A 19,767-nucleotide genomic window follows, 5' to 3' on the forward strand; every position below is an offset into this window, starting at 1 on the left:
TGGGACGGTCGCGCAGCGTGGCGCGGCGGGGAGGGAGAGGTATGGCCCGGGAGGTATCCGAGGGTTCGGCGCTGTGGGAGCCGTCGGAGGAGGTGGTCGCGAACGCGCGGGTGACGCGGTTCGCCCACTGGCTTGGGGACCGGGGCGTCCTCGCGGAGTCCTACGACGAGCTCTGGCGCTGGTCGGTCACGGAGGTCGACGCGTTCTGGGACGCGATCTGGTCGTACTTCCAGGTCGTCGGCGAGCGCGGCGACGGCCCGGTCCGGACGGGCGGCCCCATGCCGGTCGACGGGCTGAAGTGGTTTCCCGGCGCGACCCTCAACTACGCGGCGAACGCCCTGCGCCGGGCCGAGGGGTCGCCCGACGAGACGGCGGTCGTCTTCCGCTCGGAGGCGGGCGGGCACCGGGTGCTGTCGTACCGCGAGCTGGCACTGCACGTCGCGGAGGTGCGCGCGGGCCTGGCCGGGCTGGGCGTGGGCAAGGGCGACCGGGTCGCCGCCTACATCCCGAACATCCCCGAGGCGCTGATCTGCTTCCTGGCCACGGCGTCGCTCGGGGCGGTGTGGTCGTCGTGCTCGCCCGACTTCGGGTCCTCCTCGGTGATCGACCGGTTCGCGCAGATCGAGCCCAAGGTCCTGATCGCCGTGGACGGCTACGCCTACAACGGCAAGCGGTTCGACCGGCGGGAGGTCGTCGGCGAGATCGAGGCCGCGCTGCCGAGCCTGGCCGCCACCGTCCTCGTCCCGTACCTGGACCCGGCCGCCACCCCCGAGGGCCTGCGCGTCGGCATGCACTACGGCGACCTGCCCCGGGCGGGCCACGACACCCTGGAGTTCGAGGACGTCCCGTTCGACCATCCGCTGTGGGTCGTCTACTCCTCCGGGACGACCGGGCTGCCGAAGCCGATCGTCCACGGCCACGGCGGCGTGGTGCTGGAGCACCTCAAGGCGCTCTCCTTCCACCAGGACCTCGGCCCCGAGGACGTGTTCTTCTGGTACACCACCACCGGCTGGATGATGTGGAACTACCTCATCGGCGGCCTGCTGGTGGGGTCCACCATCGTCATGTACGACGGCGCCCCCCTCGACCTCTGGACGCTCGCCGCGGACACCGGCGTCACCTACATGGGGGTCGGCGCGCCCTACATCACGGCGTCGGCGAAGGAGGGCCGCCGCCCCGGCGAGGAGCTCGACCTGTCCCGGCTGCGCGGCATCGGCTCCACCGGGTCGCCGCTCCCGCCCGAGGGCTTCGCCTGGGTGTACGAGGCGGTCGGCAGCGACCTGCTGCTCGGCTCCTTCTCCGGCGGAACCGACCTGTGCACCGGCTTCGTCGGCCCGTCGCCGCTCCTGCCGCTGCGCGCCGGCGTCATCCAGTGCCGCGGCCTCGGCGCCAAGGTGGAGGCCTACACCGAGGACGGCAAGCCGGTGGTCGACGAGGTGGGCGAGCTGGTCATCACCGAGCCCATGCCGTCCATGCCCGTCTTCTTCTGGAACGACGAGGACGGCGAGCGCTACCGCGGCTCCTACTTCGACATGTTCCCGGGCGTGTGGCGGCACGGCGACTGGATCAAGGTCCTGCCGGACGGCGGCTGCGTGATCTACGGGCGGTCCGACTCCACGCTCAACCGCGGCGGCGTCCGCATGGGCACGTCCGACTTCTACCGCGTCGTCGAGGCGTTCGACGAGATCACCGACAGCCTCGTCATCGACACCGGGCGCCTCGGCCAGGAGGGCCGGCTGCTGCTGTACGTCCAGCTCGCGGAGGGCGCCTCGCTCACCGACGAGCTGGTGGCGGAGCTGCGCAGGCGGATCCGGTCCGCGCTGTCGCCCCGGCACGTCCCGGACGAGATCACCGCCGTGCCCGGCATCCCGCGCACGCTGTCCGGCAAGAAGCTGGAGGTCCCCGTCCGCAAGATCCTCCAGGGGACCCCGGTCGACAAGGCCGCCAACCGCGACTCCATGGCGAACCCCGAGGTCCTGACCCACTTCACCCCGTAGCCCGGCTTCACCCCTTGGCCGCGGCGTAGGCGAGGACGTCGCGCCGCCGGTAGAGCCGGCGGACGCGGCCTCCTCCCAGCGGCTCCACCCTGGCGGGCTCCGGCCAGCCGGCGGGCGGGCGCCTGGCGTAGACGGTGACGCTCGTCTGCGCCAGGCCGAGGATGCGGGCGGCCTCCGCCAGGGTGACGAGGTCGTCGGGCCCCTCCTCGGCCGGGCGCTCGACGAGGGCGCGGTACCAGGCGGTCCAGGCGGCCTCGTCCCAGTACAGGGCCTTGCCGGCGCGGTGCGCCGGTTCGGGGTGGCCGTTGGACGCGCGGTCCGCCCAGAGCTGCTTGAGGCGGTGGCGGCTGAGGCCGTGGCGCGCCGCCAGCTCGTCGCGGGTGGCGAGGCCGGCCGGGACGTCCCGGGAGCGGTGCGCCTCGTACCAGCGGTCCCACTCGTCGGCGTCCCACGCGAGCTGGGAACCGACCGTCCCCACCGCCTCGGGATGGCCGTTGGCGGCGCGCTCGCGGTACCACTTCTCCAGGGTGCTGCGGCCGAGCCCGTGCTCGTCCATGAGTTCGGCGCGCGTGCGGACGCGGCGGCCGTCGAGTGTCGCCATGCGCCCAGTGTCCCGCGCGTGGCGCCGTTTCCGCTGTGCGCCTCCGCCGCCGGTGCGACACTGCTCTGCAACGACGACACTGCTCTGTAACGACACCGCTCCGGAGTGACACTTCCTTCCGGAGAGACGCTGCTATCGATAGTGACGCTGCTTTCTGTAGTGGCACGAGCTTCCGCAGTGACACGACGGCTGTAGTCCCTCGGCTACCCATGGTGAGTCGGGCTTCCGGAGTGACATCTGGCGCGTCCTGGGCACAGGTGGATGTGACGCCATTAGGGTGGTAGCCGACCCAAAGCTGGCCACCGGGGGCGATGGACCAGTTCGCTCCGAATGGTCGCGGGATCGGGTGAACTTGCCTCGTGTCTCGCGCGTCACACAGTCGGAGGGGTGATCCGGGTCGGGGCTCGCTCGATCTGTCGATCAAGGAGAGGGACGGTTCCACGCATGGAGGTTGGGGCGCTGCGGTCCGGAGACCCGGACCGGCTGGGGACGTACGCCCTGATCGGCCGAGTGGGCGAGGGCGGCCAGGGCACGGTGTTCCTCGGCGTGGCCGAGGACGGCCGGCAGGTCGCGATCAAGCTGCTGCACGCCGAACTGACGTCCGACGACAAGGCGCTCGCCCGGTTCCTGCGCGAGCTGGAGGTCGCCAAGCAGGTGGCGCCGTTCTGCACGGCGCAGGTGATCGACGCCGACGCGACCGGTGACCGCCCCTACATCGTCAGCGAGTACGTGCCGGGCCCGTCGCTGAACCAGCAGGTCCTGGCCGACGGTCCGCTCCACGGCGCCGGGCTCGACCGGCTCGCCGTCGGCACCGCGACCGCACTCGCCGCGATCCACCAGGCGAACATCGTCCACCGCGACTTCAAGCCGCACAACGTGCTGATCGGCCCGGACGGCCCGCGCGTCATCGACTTCGGCGTCGCCCGCGCGCTCAGCGGCGGCACCACCCTCACCAGCCGGGTCATCGGCACCCCGTCCTACATGGCGCCCGAGCAGATCAGCGGCGACGAGGTCGGGACGCCCGCGGACGTGTTCTGCTGGGCGGCCACGCTGGCCTTCGCCGCCACCGGGGCGCCGCCGTTCGGGCAGGACACCATCCCCGCCGTGATCAACCGGATCCTGCACGAGGAGCCCGAGCTCGGCGGCCTGGACGGGCCGCTGCGCGACCTGGTGCTCGACTGCCTGGAGAAGGACCCGTCCCGGCGTCCGGGCGCCCGGCAGGTGCTGATGCGGCTGCTCGGGCACGAGGAGGCGGCGCGTCCCGCCGCCCGCCCCTCCGGCGACACCGACGAGACCGCGATGCTGGCCGCCGGGTCCGTCCTGGCGGCGGAGGGCGGCGACGAGGACGAGGTGTTCGAGCCCGACCCCGTGTTCGCCGACACCCCGGTGTTCGACGACGACCCGGTGTTCGACCGGACCCCGGACTTCGACGACTCCTTCGACGACGCCGCGTTCGGGGCGCCGGGCGCCGGCGGAGACGCGGCGCGGGAGGCCGAGCCGCTGCTCGCCCCCGCCGCGTGGGCCGCCGACGAGACCCTGCCCGGCGACGCCGCCGGCGGGAAGGGCGGCGGGCTGCGGCGCTCGCTCACCGGTTCGGGGCGCTCCGCGGCGCTCGCCGGGGCCGCCGCGCTGCTCGTCGCGGTCATCGTCGTCTCCTCCGTCCTGCTGCTCGGCTCCGACGGCGGCGGCAAGGCGGGCCGCAAGGTCAGCGACCCGAGCGGGCCGCCCACGTCGAGCGACGTCGTGCCGACCACGGAGGCGCCCACCAGCCGGCAGCCCGTGCAGGAGGGGCCGCCGACGTCCTACGACCCGACGCCCACCGGCGACCCCACCCCCACCGGCAGCCCGACCCGGAGCGGCACCCCGACCCCGTCCGACTCGCCGACCACGACGCCGCCGACCGACACGCCCACCGACCCGACCGACCCGTCCACCGGCCCCACCGAGACGCCGACCGACACTCCCACCGACCCCGGAGGCGGCGGCACCGACCCCGGGGGCGGCGGCACCGGTACCGGCAGCGGCGCGGGCACCACCGGCCAGGCCGCGGGCTGACGCTCCCTCCGGCACCGAATCACATGATCGGCCCGAGTCGCTTCGGGCACCCTGACAGGGTGGGATAGGCCACGTCGGCCATGCACGGGACCAGGTCGGCTTTGCGGCGATTCCTGGCTACGCTCGTGCAGTGAGCGGCGCCACAACGAGGTGGCGATGGGTCTCAAGGGGAGATTGTCGATGAGCGGCATGCTCGATCAAGCGAAGGACGACCTGCTCCGGCGGGCCGCCGAGACGTGCGCGAGGCGTCCGGAGGCGCGCGGGGACGTGGAGGAGGCCTTCGCCTTCCTCCGCCTCTACTACCGCCAGGTCGCCCGCGAGGACCTGCTGGAGCGGGATCCGGCCGACATCTGCGGGCCCGCGATGGCGCACCGCGCGCTCGGCGAGGAGCGGCCGCAGGGGCGCGCGAAGGTGCGCGTCTTCACGCCGACGCTCCAGGAGGACGGCTGGGACCCGGGCCGCACCGTCGTCCAGGTCGTCACCGACGACATGCCGTTCCTCGTCGACTCGGTCACGATGGAGCTGACCCGCCACCACCTGGCGACCTACATGATCGTCCACCCGCTGCTGGGCGTGGACCGCGACGTCGCGGGCCACCTCAGGGCCTTCCGCGGCAACCACGACAGCGACGCCGACGTCGACGAGTCGTGGATGCACATCGAGGTCGACCGCACCACCGACCAGGTCGTCCTGGACACGCTGGAGAAGGACCTGATCCGCGTCCTGCAGGACGTCCGGGTCGCCGTCGAGGACGAGCCCAAGATGCGCGCCCGCGCCCACGAGGTCGCGACCGCGGTCCAGGAGGTGCCGCCGCCGCTGCCGGCCAAGGAGCTCGCCGAAGGCGTCGAGCTGCTCGACTGGCTGGCCGACGGCCACTTCACGTTCCTCGGGTACCGCGACTACACGCTCACCGGCGACGGGACGGCGCTGCGCCCCGAGCCGGGCACCGGCCTCGGGATCCTGCGCAACGACAAGCGCGAGTCCGACAGCTTCGCCGCGCTGCCGCCGGAGGTCCGCGAGAAGGCGACGGAGAAGCGCCTGCTCGTCCTCACCAAGGCGAACTCCCGCTCCACCGTCCACCGCCCCCTGTACCTGGACTACATCGGGGTGAAGAAGTTCGACGAGTCCGGCGAGGTGATCGGGGAGCGCCGGTTCCTCGGGCTGTTCAGCCACGTCGCCTACAGCGAGTCGATCGCGCACGTCCCCGTGCTGCGGCCCAAGCTCGACGAGGTGCTGGAGCGCGCCGGGTTCGCCCCCGACAGCTACGACGGCCAGGACCTCATCGAGATACTGGAGAGCTACCCGCGCGACGAGCTCTTCCAGATCTCGGTCGACGACCTGCTGAAGATCTCCCTCGGCGTGCTGCGGCTGCGCGAGCGCCGCCAGCTGAAGCTGTTCCTGCGCAAGGACCTGTACGGCCGCTTCATGTCCTGCATGGTCTACCTGCCGCGCGACCGCTACACCACCAAGGTCCGGCTGCGCATCCAGGACCTGCTCAGGGAGGCGTTCGACGGTGTCAGCGTCGACTACAGCGCGAACGTCACCGAGTCGATCCTGGCCCGGCTGCACGTCGTGGTCCGCGGCGAGCGCGGCCGCCCGCTGCCGGACGTCGACGTCGCGGAGCTGGAGGAGCGGCTCGCCCAGGCCACCCGCTCGTGGGAGGACGACCTCGCCGACGCGATCGCCGAGCAGTCCGGGGAGGAACGTTCCGGAACGCTCGGCCGCACCTTCGGGGAGGCGTTCCCCGAGGGCTACAAGGCCGACTTCCCGGCCCGTACCGCCGTCGCCGACCTGCGCCGCCTCGCCGCGCTCGACGAGAGCACCGACACCTCGATCGACCTGTACGCGCCGGAAGGCGCCGGGCCCGGCGAGCGGCGGCTGAAGATCTACCGGCTGGGCGAGCCGATCTCGCTGTCGCGGGTGCTGCCGCTGCTGCAGAACATGGGCGTCGAGGTGATCGACGAGCGGCCGTACGAGATCAACCCCTCCGACGGCCGCCGGTTCTGGATCTACGACCTCGGGCTGCGGTACGTGCCGCCCGCGGACGTCCCGGCGGAGGCCGTCAAGGACCTGTTCCAGGACGCCTTCACGATGCTGTGGCGCGGCGGCATCGAGAACGACGGCTTCAACGCGCTCGTCCTGCACGTCGGGCTGACCTGGTGGCAGGCGATGATCCTGCGCGCCTACGCCCTGTACCTGCGGCAGGCGGGCACCACGTTCTCCAAGCGCTACATCGAGCAGGTGCTGCTGCGCAACGCCTCGATCACCCGGCTGATCATCCGGCTGTGGGAGAGCCGGCTCGACCCCTCGCTGCGGGGCGGCGAGGAGGAGCGCAGCGCCGGCATCACCGAGGAGGTCCGCGGCAAGCTGGACGACGTCGCGAGCCTCGACGAGGACCGCATCCTGCGCGCCTACCTGGCGCTCGTCCAGGCGACCCTGCGCACGAACCACTACCAGAACAAGCCGTACCTGGCGATGAAGTTCGACCCGGAGGGCATCCCGGACCTGCCGCAGCCCCGCCCCATGTACGAGATCTTCGTGTACTCGCCGAAGGTCGAGGGCGTGCACCTGCGGTTCGGGTCGGTCGCCCGCGGCGGGCTGCGCTGGTCGGACCGGCGCGAGGACTTCCGCACCGAGATCCTCGGCCTGGCCAAGGCGCAGGCGGTGAAGAACACCGTCATCGTCCCGGCGGGCGCGAAGGGCGGCTTCGTCGGCAAGCAGCTGCCCGACCCGTCCGTCGACCGGGAGGCGTGGCAGAAGGCCGGCATCGCCTGCTACAAGGACTTCATCTCCGGCCTGCTCGACCTGACCGACAACCTCGTCGACGGCAAGGTCGTGCCGCCGCCGAACGTGGTCCGCCACGACGGCGACGACACCTACATGGTCGTCGCCGCCGACAAGGGCACCGCGACGTTCTCCGACATCGCCAACGGCGTCGCCGCCGAGTACGGCTACTGGCTCGGCGACGCGTTCGCCTCCGGCGGCTCGGTCGGCTACGACCACAAGGGCATGGGCATCACCGCCCGCGGCGCCTGGGAGTCGGTGAAGTACCACTTCCGGGCCCTCGGCAAGGACATCCAGAACGAGGACTTCACCGTCGTCGGCATCGGCGACATGTCCGGGGACGTGTTCGGGAACGGGATGCTGCTTTCGGAGCACATCCGGCTCGTCGCCGCGTTCGACCACCGGCACATCTTCCTCGACCCCGACCCGGACGCCGCCGCCTCGTTCGCCGAGCGGCGCCGGCTGTTCGAGCTGCCGCGCAGCAGCTGGGGCGACTACGACACCTCGCTGATCTCCAAGGGCGGCGGCGTGTACCCCCGCAGCGTGAAGTCGATCCAGATCACCCCGCAGGTGCGGGCGGCGCTCGGGCTCGGCGACGGGGTGAAGACCCTGCCGCCCTTCGAGCTGATCCGGGCCATCCTGCGGGCGCCGGTCGACCTGCTGTGGAACGGCGGGATCGGCACCTACGTCAAGTCGTCGCTGGAGAGCAACGCCGATGTCGGCGACAAGGCCAACGACCCCGTCCGCGTGGACGGCGCCGAACTGCACTGCAAGGTCGTCGGCGAGGGAGGCAACCTCGGCGTCACGCAGCTCGGCCGGATCGAGTTCGCCCGCGGCGGCGGCCTGATCAACACCGACTTCATCGACAACTCCGCGGGCGTCGACACCTCCGACCACGAGGTCAACATCAAGATCCTGCTCGACCAGGCGGTGCGGGACGGGGAGTTGGAGGGCAAGCAGCGCGACGGCCTGCTGTACGAGATGACCGACGAGGTGGGGCGGCTCGTCCTGCGCGACAACTACGCGCAGAACGTGGTGCTCGCCGCGTCCCGCGCGCAGGCGTCCGCGATGCTGCACGTCCACGCCCGGTACATGCGCAAGCTGGAGCGCGACGGCCGCCTCAAACGGCGCCTGGAGGCCCTGCCCGACGACAAGGCCCTCGCCGAGCGGCGCCACTCCGGGCACGGCCTGACCAGCCCCGAGTTCTCGGTGCTGGTCGCCTACGCCAAGCTCGCGCTGGACGCCGACCTCGTCGCCTCCGACCTCGCCGACGACCCCTACCTGGAGTCGTGGCTGGTCGACTACTTCCCGACGCCGCTGCGCGAGCGGTTCCGGCCCTTCATGGACCGGCACCCGCTGCGCCGCGAGATCATCACCACCGCCGTGGTGAACGACGTGGTCAACGCGAGCGGCTCCACGTTCGTGTTCCGGATGAACGAGGAGACGGGCGCGTCCTCCTCCGACATCGCCCGCGCCTACCTCGTCGCCCGCGACGTGTTCCAGATGCCGCGCTTCTGGAAGTCGGTCGAGAACCTGTCGCACCAGGTCGAGGAGTCGACGCAGATCGCGATGCTGCTGGAGGCGCGCAAGCTGACCGAGCGCGGCGCCCGCTGGCTGCTGCACAACCGGCGGCCCCCGTTCGACATCCAGGAGACGATCGACTTCTTCACCGGCGGCGCGGCCACCCTGAGCGCGCACCTGTCGAAGCTCCTGGTCGGGCTCGACCTCGCCGCGTTCGAGCAGCGCCGCGACGGCTTCGCCGAGCTGGGCGTCCCGGACGAGCTGGCCGAGCAGTGCGCCACGTTCGTCCCCGCCTACTCCACCTTCGACGTGGTCGGCATCGCGCACGACACGGGACGTCCGGTGGAGGAGGTCGCCGAGATCTACTTCGACCTCGCGGACCGGCTCCAGTTGTCCCGCCTGCGCGAGCGCATCATCGCCCTGCCGCGCGACGACAAGTGGCGCTCGATGGCCCGCTCCGCCCTCCGCGACGACCTGTACGCCGCGCACTCCGCCCTCACCCGGGACGTCCTCATCACCAGCAAGCCGGGCGGCAACCCCGAGGAGCGGATGATCCACTGGGCGGAGAAGAACAGGCCCGCCGTCCAGCGCGCCCAGCAGACCCTCAGCGAGATCTGGGAGAGCGACAGCTTCGACCTCGCGACCCTCTCAGTGGCCCTAGGCGCCATCCGCACCCTCGTCACCTCCAGTTCTCTCCCCTCGGAGTGACCTAGGGGCGAACCGCCGCGTGGCCCGGCCACCCGGACCACGCGGCGGCGAGCCCAGCAGACCAAGCCACCGCAACCGGCTCGCCTGAGAAGACCACCCGGACGCGCTGACCCCAGCCCCCGCCGCAACCACCCGGCGACCTCAAGGGCCGCGATCGCGTCCGAAGGCAGGTTCGAGCCTGCGAGAACCTGATCGCGCAGCGAGCCGCAAGGCGAGACGAAGCGATGCCAGCGATCGCCCGCTTTTATCGACGATGGAGGGCCGCCAAGGCCCGAAGGAGGAGAAAAAAGCAATAAGTACCGTCGGATGCCGGACCGGTTCCGCCGCAGCGGTCAGGAGGGGCGGGCCGGGCCGGCACCCGACGGAGTTCAGGAGCCCTGGGCGGTGACGGCCTTGCGGTACATGCCGCTGATCGTGGCGCGGCCCTTGGGCGGAACGCTGGCCAGGTACTGCACGAGGACGATCGTGTCCAGGCGCGTCCGGGCGCTGGCGGGCGGGGCGAGGCCGACGAGGTCTCCGCTGACGGTCATGCGGCCCCGCCGGGCCGCCGAGTACGCCTCGTTCTGCTTCAGGACGTACCAGACGACGGCTCCGCGGTCCTTGGTGCGCAGCCCGTAGACCTTGTACTGCGCGGGGGAGAAGCGGGACGAGAGCGTGACCCCGCGTGCGGCGAGGCTCTTCTCGCCCTCCTTGAGGGCCTTGTAGGTCTCGGTGGTCCTCGCCCCTTCCGCAAGGAGGGCCGCCCCGGGGGCGCCGGGCCCGTCCGTGAGGAGCGCGGCGTGCGCCTGGGCGAGCTTCGCGGGCTGGACGGCGAGGTCCTTGACGTCAGGGGCCACCGGGGTGGCGTACCCCTGCGGGTCGAGCGCGATGCGGCCGAGGGCGAGTTCGGACGGGTAGGGGTCGGCGGTCAGCAGCCACGGCGCGCCCTGCCCGGCCTGGGTGAACAGCAGCGCGTGGCGCAGCGCCCGCTTGCCCTGCCCGGTGACGGCGTCGGCCGCGAACCAGTGCGGGTAGCCGGTCAGCCGCGGGATGTAGAACGTCGGGCGGGTGAAGGCCACCTTCGGCGGACGCTGCCGGACGGCGCGCCGGAGCTTGAGCGCGGCGACGTCCATGGAGAGCTGCGGGTCGGCCTCGACCGTGCGCAGCGTCCGGCCGCTGAACCTGTGCCCCGCCCTGTTCATCCCGGCGGTGAAGGACGCGAGGACCTGCTGCGCCTGCTCCTTGGTGAGCGCGGGCGCCCCCTGCGGCTTCCCCGGGGCCGCGGAGGAGGAGGTGCTGCCGGAGCAGCCGGTGCTCACGGCGGCGGCCAGCAGGCCGGGTATGAGCATGGAGACGAAAGTGCGTGCGGCCATGAGGCCCCCCCGAATGGCGACATTGATCGAACCACCCGGCATCCTCGCAGAGTGACCGCACAGTCACTCTATGAACACGAAAGTCGGCCGAAAAAGGTGCCGCCGCTCGCGGGGCGGGCCTGGGGTCAGGCGATCTCCTGCTGGCGCAGCCAGCGGATCTCGGCCTCGATGAACTCGTCGATGTCGCCGTCCAGGACCGCGGTGGGGTTGCCGACCTCGACGCCGGTGCGCAGGTCCTTCACGATCTGGTACGGGTGCAGGACGTAGTTGCGGATCTGCGTGCCCCAGCTCGTGGTGCCCTCGCCGCGCAGCTCGGAGAGCTTCTCCGCCTCCTCGTGGCGCTTGCGCTCCAGCAGCTTGGCCTGCAGGACGTTCATGGCCGTGGCCTTGTTCTGCAGCTGGCTTCGCTCGTTCTGGCAGGAGACGACGATGCCGGTGGGGATGTGGGTGATCCGCACGGCCGAGTCGGTGGTGTTGACGCCCTGGCCGCCGGGCCCCGACGACCGGTACACGTCGATCCGCAGCTCGGTCTCGTCGATGTCGACGTGGTCGCTCTGCTCCACCACGGGGACGACGTCCAGGCCCGCGAACGACGTCTGCCGCCGGCCCTGGTTGTCGAAGGGGGAGATCCGGACGAGCCGGTGGGTGCCGTGCTCGCCGCGCAGCGTCCCGTAGGCGTAGGGGGCCTTCACGGTGAACGTGGTCGACTTGATCCCGGCCTCTTCGGCGTAGGACGTCTCGTAGACCTCCGTCGGGTAGCCGTGCCGCTCGGCCCAGCGCAGGTACATCCGCTGGAGCTGCTCGGCCCAGTCGGCCGCGTCCACCCCGCCGGCCTGCGCGTTGATGGTGACCAGCGCCTCGCGGGCGTCGTACTCGCCCGACATGAGGGTGCGCACTTCGAGCTGCTGGACGGCCTTGTTCAGGGCGGCCAGCTCCTCGTCGGCCTCCGTGCGCGTGTCGGCGTCGTCCATCTCCCGGGCCATCTCGTACAGCGTGGCGGTGTCGTCGAGCCGCTGCCGCAGGCCCTCGACGCGGTTCAGCTCGCTCTCCAGGTACGACAGGCGGCGCGTCACCGACTGGGCGCGCTCCTGGTCGCTCCACAGGTCGGGGTCGGCCGACTGCTCGCGCAGCTCCGCGATGTCGCGGCGCATGCCGTCGAGGTCCAGCACCTGCTCGATGCTGGACAGGGTCGAGCCGAGCTCCTTGAGCTGCTCTTCGGGTTCGATGCCTGCCACGGTCCGAGCTTATCGCCGTCCCGGCATGCTTATCGCCCCATGGCGGACGACCGGACGTCCCTCCAATATCATGCGGATGGCAGAATCACGGGCCGAGGAGGTCGGCCGAGGGCGGTCGGCCCTGGAATCTCGGTCCGGGGGACGGGTCTTTGCACAGCTTCCTGCGGGTGGTCGCGGCCGGGGTGCTGCTCGCCCTGCTCACCGCCGCGGGCTGCGCCGAGGGCAAGACGGAGGCGCGGCCCACCGTCACCATGCCGAAGACGTCCCCGCCCGCGCCGGTGGCGCTGACCCCGCAGGTCGCGGAGCAGGCGTTCCGCTCCTACGTCACCGACGAGGACGTGGCCAGGGCCGCCGGCGACGAGCGCCTCGCGCTGACGTGGACGTCCGACGGACAGTCCCAGCTCACCGCGGCCGAGTTCCGCAAGGCCGCCTACGACGGCGACCCGGTGCCGCGCTTCGGCTACGGCAAGCCCAGGCTGTACGTGCCGAAGCTGAAGGACGCCGCCTACCCGCAGTGGTTCGTGGTGTCGGTCGACCGCTCCGTCATGGACCGGCCCAAGAGCAAGCGCAGGGTGCTGATGGGCTTCATCCTGCGCGGGCCGTCCGACCACTGGAAGCTCACGGTCGCGACCGTCCTGCAGGAGAAGGCCAAGGAGCCGAAGGTGGCGATCGACGCCGCCGGCTACGCGACGGCCCTCAGCGCGGGCGACGCGTCCCTGCTGATCCGCCCCCGCGACGTCGGCGGGATCCAGGCGACGATCGCCGCCGAGGGGCCGCGCAGCGTCGCCGCGAAGGTGATGAAGTCCAACCCCGTCACCACCGGCTTCTACCAGGACGCCAAGCGCGCCAGGAAGAAGGCCAAGAAGGACGACATCACCTACACGGTCGTCTACACGGCGACGCCGTTCCCCTACTTCGGGCTGCGGACCGAGCACGGCGGCGGGCTGGTCATCTACTCGCTGTTCCGCAACACCTCGCTGGTCGCCAAGGACCCGCGCACCCCGAAGCCGGAGATCCCGCAGGAGGCCGAGCACCTCCTCGACGGGGCGGTCGAGGGCAACGAGGTCGACACCACGGCGACGCTGCACTTCGCCGCGTTCGACCCGCCGAAGGCCAAGAAGCGCGCCGCCCAGGCGAAGGCGCACATGCTCGCCGACGACGGCGCGGTGACCAAGGCGGCCACACCGCCGATCAAGAAGCCCTAGGGCCGATCAAGAAGCCCTGGGGCACCGCGTCAGCCGTAGACGCGCTGGAGGACGAGCGCCGCGAACAGCAGCGCGACGAGGATCGCCAGGACCACGGCGGGCGGCACGGACGGGCCGTGGTCGTGAAGCTCCGAGCGGGCCTCCCGGCAGGTGGGGCAGCGGCCCTCCACCACCGGGTTCGAGCACCGAGCACAGATGAGATGTTCGCAGCTCATGTCGTGGGCCCCAATCTCCGACAACGGCACGCGGTCCGTGCGGGAAGCGTCGGCCTGTCTGGTCGTTCGTCCATCTATTAGGTATCTTTCGCCATCATCCAGCGTAGCCGGACTGTATGGTCGTTCCGGCAAGTCCGGGGGCAAAGCCGGTATGAAACGACCGGACGTCGGGAGACCGTTCACATGGCACTGATCGGACGTCACGCACAGATCGGACGCGGTGCCGGCCCTGGGCGCCCGTACCGCTCCGAGTGGGACGAGGCGGTCGCCTCTCCCCTCTACACTGCTCGAAGGCTCCGCGTCCCACCTGGCCGTGAAGCCGGGCGGCGCAGGCAAGGGGCCACGGACTCTTCCGTGGCCGCGGGCCGGCCCGCTCCCCAACCCCTACAGCGAACCGCCGTGATGCAGCCGTGATCCACTTCGACAACGTCACCAAGGTCTACCCGAGCCAGAACCGGCCCGCCCTCCAGCATGTGAACGTCGCCATCGAGAAGGGCGAGTTCCTGTTCCTGGTGGGTCCGTCCGGCTCCGGGAAGTCGACCTTCCTGCGCCTCATCCTGAAGGAGGAGCGTCCTTCCCAGGGTCACGTGCACGTGGCGGGCAAGGACCTGAGCAGGCTGAGCAACTGGAAGGTGCCGCACCTGCGTCGCAGGATCGGCTGCGTATTCCAGGACTTCCGCCTCCTGCCCAACAAGAACGTCTTCGAGAACGTCGCGTTCGCCCTCGAGGTGATCGGCAAGCCGCGGCGGTTCATCGGCAAGGTCGTCCCCGAGGTCATCGACCTGGTCGGCCTGGAGGGCAAGGCCCACCGGATGCCGGACGAGCTGTCCGGCGGCGAGCAGCAGCGCGTTGCCATCGCGCGCGCGTTCGTCAACCGCCCGATGATCCTGCTGGCCGACGAGCCGACCGGGAACATCGACCCCGCCACCTCGATCGGCATCATGAAGGTGCTGGACCGCATCAACCGGACCGGCACCACCGTCGTCATGGCCACCCACGACGCCGCCATCGTCGACGCGTTCCGCAAGCGCGTCGTCGAGCTGGAGGACGGCCGCGTCGTCCGCGACCAGTCGCGCGGCGTGTACGGGCAGGCGTACTGACACATGCGCGCCGGAACGGGCGCAGCGAAATCTGAACCATCGATTCCCGCCGGGTCGTAGGACACCCTGAGGGTGCCCGAGAGGCGGCCGCCGGCGCCGCGTCCCGCGGCCGCCCCGGCTCCCGGCCCGGCAACGGCGATCAAGGACAGCGAGGCATGCGCGTACAGTTCGTTCTCCAGGAGATCTGGATCGGTCTCCGCAGGAACATGACGATGACGATCTCCCTCGTCATCACCGTCGCCATCGCCATGGCGCTCTTCGGCACCGGGCTGCTCCTGCGGCAGCAGGTCTCCGCGTCCAAGAGCTACTGGTACGACAAGATCGAGGTGTCGATCTTCCTGTGCGCGAAGACGAGCTCGAACCCGGTCTGCCAGAAGCAGGACGTCACCGACCAGCAGCGGCAGACGCTCAAGGCGCAGCTGGAGAAGATGCCGCAGGTCTCGCAGGTCCAGTACGAGAACAAGCAGCAGGCCTACGCCCGCTTCAAGGACCGCTTCGCGGGATCGCCCGGCTTCGTGGAGAGCACCCGCGAGGGCGACATCCCCGACTCGTTCCGGGTGAAGCTGAAGAACCCGGAGGAGTACAAGGCGGTCGCGCAGGCGATGCTCAACCAGCCCGGCGTCGACTCGGTGATCAACGAGCAGGAGATCCTGAAACGGTTCTTCCGCATCCTGAACGGCCTGCAGGTCGCGGCGCTGACGATCGCGCTGATCCAGGTGATCGCCGCGGTGATGCTGGTCGGCAACACCGTCCGGCTGTCGGCGTTCAACCGGCGCCGGGAGACCGGCATCATGCGGCTGGTCGGCGCGTCGAACACCTATATCCAGATGCCCTTCATCCTGGAGGGCGCGATAGCCGGGCTGATCGGCGGGTTGTTCGCCTCCGTACTGCTGATCTTCAGTAAGAAACTCCTGGTCGACAGACTCGCGGGGGACGTCCAGCTCGTCAGCCAGCTCGGCTGGAGCGTGGTGATCCTCGTCATCATCGTGTCGATCTGCTTCGGCGTCCTGCTGTGCGCCGTCTCCTCGTTCCTGACCCTGCGCAGATACCTGAAGATCTGACGCCGCGACCGGATCCGGCGCAACCGCCGGATCCGGGCCGCGGCGCCGCCCTACACTTGGCCGCATGACCCCCTCCGCGCCCCCGTCGAGCCCGTGTCCCCGCTGAACAGGCGGCCGGGCGGCGTGCTGCGCGGCGCCGCGATGGCGGCGGCGCTCGTCTGCGCCTACGGCGCCGGGGTCGTGAGCGGCTCGGGCTCCGAGCGGCACGCGGCCGTCGCCGGGGGCGGCTCCGTCCTGGACGACGCGGCGGCGAAGATCGGCGGCCGGGCCGCGCGGCCCGTCGACCGCGGCGAGCTCGACCGCGCCGCCATCGAGGGCATGCTGCGCGGGCTCGGCGACAAGTGGGCGCACTACTACTCGGCCCGCGAGTACGACGACGTCGAAGGGCGCCTCACCGGCCGCTACAGCGGCGTCGGGCTGTGGCTCGGCAGCGAGGACGGCGACGACCGCGTGCTGGTGGCGAGCGTCCAGCCCGGCACCCCCGCCGCCCGCGCCGGCGTCCGGGCCGGCGACGTCGTCACCCGCGTCGGGCAGGCCTCCGTGACGGGCTGGGACATCTCGCGCGTGGCCGAGGCGCTGCGCGGACGTCCGGACGAGACGGTCGAACTCACCGTGGAGCGCGAGCGTCGAACCAGGAGGTTCCACCTCGCCCGCACGAAGGTCTCCGGAGGGGACGTCACCGTGACCGAACTCCCCGAGCACGCGCGGATGATCCGCGTCGGCGCCTTCACCCGCGGCACGGGCGGGCAGGTCCGGGCGGCCGTGACCGGGCGGTCACCGGCGGGCCGGCCGGGCGGCGGCGTCCTGCTCGACCTGCGCGGCAACCCCGGCGGGCTGGTGGACGAGGCGGTCGAGACGGCGTCGGCCTTCCTGCCCGGCGGCCCGGTCGTGACCTATGAGCCGCGCGGCAGGCCCGTCCAGCGGCGCACCGTCACGACCCCGGGCGACGCGCGGACCCCGCTCGTGGTGCTCGTCGACGCGGGCACCGCCAGCGCCGCGGAGATCGTCGCGGGCTCCCTGCGCGACCGCGACCGCGCGGTGATCGTAGGATCGCGTACGTACGGGAAGGGCTCGGTGCAGGAACCCCTCCGGCTCGCCGACGGGTCGGTCATCGAGCTGACCGTCGGTCGCTACCGCACGCCGAGCGGCCGTAACCTCGACGGGGTCGGCATCGAACCCGACGTGGAGGTCTCCGCCGACCGCCCCGCGAAGGCGGCCGAGCGGCGCGCCCGGACGGTGCTGCGCGGCCTCGACGCGGCGATGCCCGGGTAGAGGCCACAAACTGACAAGACGACGATGCCTGACAAGACGACGATGCCTGACAAGACGACGATGCCGGACTGAGACGACGAACGCCGGACAAGGACTGAGGACGTGGCACGGGACACCGGGCGCAAGAAGGACACCGGGCACAAGCTCATCGCCCAGAACAAGCGGGCCCGCTACGACTACCACATCGACGACACGTGGGAGGCGGGCATGGTGCTCATGGGCACCGAGGTGAAGGCCCTGCGCGCCGGCCGCGCCTCCCTCGCCGACGGCTTCGCGCACGTGCGGGACGGCGAGGTGTGGCTGGAGAACGTCCACATCCCCGAGTACACCCAGGGGACCTGGACCAACCACGCCCCGCGCCGGCGCCGCAAGCTGCTGCTGCACCGCCGCGAGATCCAGAAGATCATCGCGAGGTCGGAGGAGCCGGGCTGGACGCTGATCCCGCTCTCGCTGTACTTCAAGGACGGGAAGGCCAAGGTCGAGATCGGCCTGGCCCGTGGTAAGAAGACCTACGACAAGCGCCAGGCCATCGCCAAGCGGGAAGCCGAGCGGGAGATGCAGAAGGCGGCGGCGGCCCGGTTCAGGAGACGGTGAAGGGTGTCGATGACGAACCGAGGCCGGAGGCGGGCCGGGGCCCGGACGCCGCTCCTTTCGCCGCTGCGGCGCCGTTCGGTCGCGCTGGCGGCCTGCGGCGCCCTGGTCGGGACGATGACGACCGGATGCTGGGCCGAGCCCTCCGCGATGCCCGCCGTCCGCGACTTCCTCATCGCCTGGCAGGTCGGCAACTACGAGGCCGCGGCCGGGCGGACGGTCGGCGCCGACCGCAAACAGGTCGAGGACGCCCTCGGCCGCGTCCGGCAGCAGCTCGACGCCGCGTCCCTGCGGCTGTCCCTCGGCACCGAGGTGGAGGGCTCCGACGTCGACCAGATCGTCAAGAAGGGCGACGAGGCCGACGCCCGCTTCACCGTGAAGATCGACCTGGGTGAGAACGGGCAGCCCTGGCAGTACCCCGGCCTCATGCACCTGCGCCGCGTCGGCGGCAAGTGGAAGGTCGTCTGGGACCCGTCCATCATCAACACCAAGCTGAAGCAGGGGCAGCGCCTCGCCGTGGTGACGGAGGTGCCGAAGCGCGCCCCGATCACCGACACCGCGGGCCGCACCGCGCTGCGCGAGATCGGCGCCTACCAGTTCGGGGTGTTCCCGGGGCAGCTCGCCGACCCGCGGAAGACCATCGACCAGCTCGTCAAGGAGACCAAGATCGACGGCGGCCGGCGGCTGGACGGCGAGCGCCTCCTCGGCCGTGTCCGGTCCGCGCCGCCGCAGACGTTCCTGCCGCTGCTGACCTTGCAGGCCCCCGACCACAACGCGGTGAGCCAGCGGCTCGCCCAGATTCCGGGGCTGCGGTTCCAGGGCGTCCGCGCGCCGATCGCGCCCGCGTACGCGCCCGAGCTGATCGGCAACCTCGGCCCGGCCACCGCCGACCGGCTCCAGCAGGTCGGCGCCCCCTACCAGCCGGGCGACACGATCGGCGTCAGCGGCATCCAGCTGCTCCAGCAGCGCCGCCTCGCCGGGACGCCGACCGTCAGCGTCGTCGCGCAGGACGAGACCGGCAAGACCACCGAGCGGCTGCGCTCCTGGCCCGGCCTGGAGCCGCAGGAGGTCCAGACGACCCTCGACCCCGGTTACCAGAAGCATGCCGACGACGCGCTGGCCGGCCTGCCGTACCCGGCCTCCATGACGGTCGTGCGGCCGAGCACCGGCGAGGTGCTCGCCGTGGCCAACCACGGGACGGGCGACAAGAACCTGGCGTTCGAGGGCCAGTACCCGCCCGGCCTGACGTTCGGGATCGTGTCCGCGCTGGCGCTGTTCTCCCAGGCCGGCATGAAGCAGTCCACTGAGACCACCTGCCCCGGCACCGTCACCGTCGGCGGCAAGACGTTCACCAACAGGGCCCGCCCCGACAGCACCTTCGCCAACCACTTCGCCGCGTCCTGCAAGACGACCCTCGCGCAGCTCAGCAGCAAGGTGGACGCCCAGACCCTCCTCCGCGAGGCGTCCCAGCTCGGAATCGGCAAGAACTGGGGCCTCGGCGTCCCCGCCTTCACCGGCTCCGTCCCGGCACCTGCGAACGACGGCGAAAAGGCCGCGACCATGGTCGGCGAAGGCGCCGTCCAGGTCAGCCCCTTGGCGATGGCCCTGGTGGCCGCCGCCGCCTACACCGGCACCTGGAAGCCGCCCTACGTCTTCAAGGACCCGTCCACGACGGCCCAGGCACCGCAGGCCCAGAGCCCGCCGTCCGAATCCATCTCGAACCTCAAGAGGGTCCTGAACCGCACCGCGTCCCGGGGCAACGCCCGCGGCGCCCGCGTCTCCGGCGACGTCGTCGGCGTCGCCGCCCTCGCCACCTACAACGAGGGTGGTCGGCCCAAGACCGTCTCCTGGTTCATCGGCTCCAGCGGGGACCGCGCCTTCGCCATCGCCGTCGAGGGCGCCGTCAACACCCCGAAGCTCGTCGCGAAGTTCCTGGGCGGTTAGGCGCGGTCAGGCACTTTGTCAGCTCTTTACCGGCGGCGCGCAACCAACCCGGCCCCCGGGTGCGTCTTTACGGGTGACTGAGCCACCGCTTGGGGGGTTGCGGGACTCAGTCGCCGTGATGAGACC

At 71.4% G+C, this 19,767-nt stretch carries 13 protein-coding genes; 9 read left to right on the forward strand and 4 right to left on the reverse strand.

From position 1 onward, the window contains the following. Positions 1–41 precede the first annotated feature (41 nt). On the forward strand, positions 42–1,997 hold the full coding sequence (locus tag K4S16_RS13260; protein ID WP_149259199.1) for an acetoacetate--CoA ligase: 1,956 nt from the start codon (positions 42–44) through the stop codon (positions 1,995–1,997). A 7-nt stretch (positions 1,998–2,004) separates the two neighbouring features. Here K4S16_RS13260 and K4S16_RS13265 read toward each other — a convergent pair whose 3' ends face one another. Next, a complete protein-coding gene (locus K4S16_RS13265; protein ID WP_149259200.1) occupies positions 2,005–2,598 on the reverse strand; it encodes a hypothetical protein in 594 nt (197 codons plus the stop codon). A 444-nt stretch (positions 2,599–3,042) separates the two neighbouring features. On the opposite strand from K4S16_RS13265, the gene K4S16_RS13270 reads away from it, so the two are divergent. Further along, positions 3,043–4,653 (forward strand): serine/threonine-protein kinase, encoded by a 1,611-nt coding sequence (locus K4S16_RS13270; protein ID WP_149259201.1) that lies wholly within the window; start codon positions 3,043–3,045, stop codon positions 4,651–4,653. A gap of 180 nt (positions 4,654–4,833) precedes the next feature. After that, complete coding sequence (locus K4S16_RS13275; protein ID WP_149259202.1) at positions 4,834–9,666, forward strand: NAD-glutamate dehydrogenase; 4,833 nt, start codon at positions 4,834–4,836, stop codon at positions 9,664–9,666. A 368-nt stretch (positions 9,667–10,034) separates the two neighbouring features. Here the strand turns inward: K4S16_RS13275 and K4S16_RS13280 are convergent, their stop codons facing one another. Continuing rightward, on the reverse strand, positions 10,035–11,018 hold the full coding sequence (locus K4S16_RS13280) for a hypothetical protein (RefSeq protein ID WP_149259203.1): 984 nt from the start codon (positions 11,016–11,018) through the stop codon (positions 10,035–10,037). Between the two features lie 125 nt (positions 11,019–11,143). Continuing rightward, complete coding sequence (prfB, locus tag K4S16_RS13285; RefSeq protein ID WP_149259204.1) at positions 11,144–12,253, reverse strand: peptide chain release factor 2; 1,110 nt, start codon at positions 12,251–12,253, stop codon at positions 11,144–11,146. Between the two features lie 149 nt (positions 12,254–12,402). Between prfB and K4S16_RS13290 the strand changes: the two genes are divergently transcribed. Then, positions 12,403–13,458 carry a hypothetical protein gene (locus K4S16_RS13290; protein ID WP_149259205.1) on the forward strand — a complete coding sequence of 352 codons (1,056 nt, stop codon included), beginning with the start codon at positions 12,403–12,405 and terminating at the stop codon, positions 13,456–13,458. A 29-nt stretch (positions 13,459–13,487) separates the two neighbouring features. On the opposite strand, the gene K4S16_RS13295 is transcribed toward K4S16_RS13290, so the two are convergent. Next, positions 13,488–13,673: a hypothetical protein gene (locus K4S16_RS13295; protein ID WP_149259206.1), complete on the reverse strand. Its 186-nt coding sequence runs from the start codon at positions 13,671–13,673 to the stop codon at positions 13,488–13,490. A 410-nt stretch (positions 13,674–14,083) separates the two neighbouring features. Between K4S16_RS13295 and ftsE the strand changes: the two genes are divergently transcribed. From ftsE to K4S16_RS13320, 5 genes are all read left to right on the forward strand, one after another. Then, a complete protein-coding gene (gene ftsE, locus K4S16_RS13300) occupies positions 14,084–14,773 on the forward strand; it encodes a cell division ATP-binding protein FtsE (protein ID WP_021597771.1) in 690 nt (229 codons plus the stop codon). 155 nt (positions 14,774–14,928) lie between these two features. Beyond that, positions 14,929–15,834: a permease-like cell division protein FtsX gene (gene ftsX, locus K4S16_RS13305; RefSeq protein WP_149259207.1), complete on the forward strand. Its 906-nt coding sequence runs from the start codon at positions 14,929–14,931 to the stop codon at positions 15,832–15,834. Positions 15,835–15,927: 93 nt separating this feature from the next. Next, a complete protein-coding gene (locus tag K4S16_RS13310; RefSeq protein WP_235036769.1) occupies positions 15,928–17,106 on the forward strand; it encodes a S41 family peptidase in 1,179 nt (392 codons plus the stop codon). Positions 17,107–17,208: 102 nt separating this feature from the next. Next, on the forward strand, positions 17,209–17,700 hold the full coding sequence (gene smpB / locus K4S16_RS13315) for an SsrA-binding protein SmpB (protein ID WP_149259208.1): 492 nt from the start codon (positions 17,209–17,211) through the stop codon (positions 17,698–17,700). Positions 17,701–17,709: 9 nt separating this feature from the next. Beyond that, complete coding sequence (locus tag K4S16_RS13320; protein WP_235036770.1) at positions 17,710–19,641, forward strand: penicillin-binding transpeptidase domain-containing protein; 1,932 nt, start codon at positions 17,710–17,712, stop codon at positions 19,639–19,641. Positions 19,642–19,767 lie beyond the last annotated feature (126 nt).

It is taken from the genome of Actinomadura sp. K4S16, assembly GCF_008327685.1.
Taxonomy (GTDB): Bacteria; Actinomycetota; Actinomycetes; order Streptosporangiales; family Streptosporangiaceae; genus Spirillospora.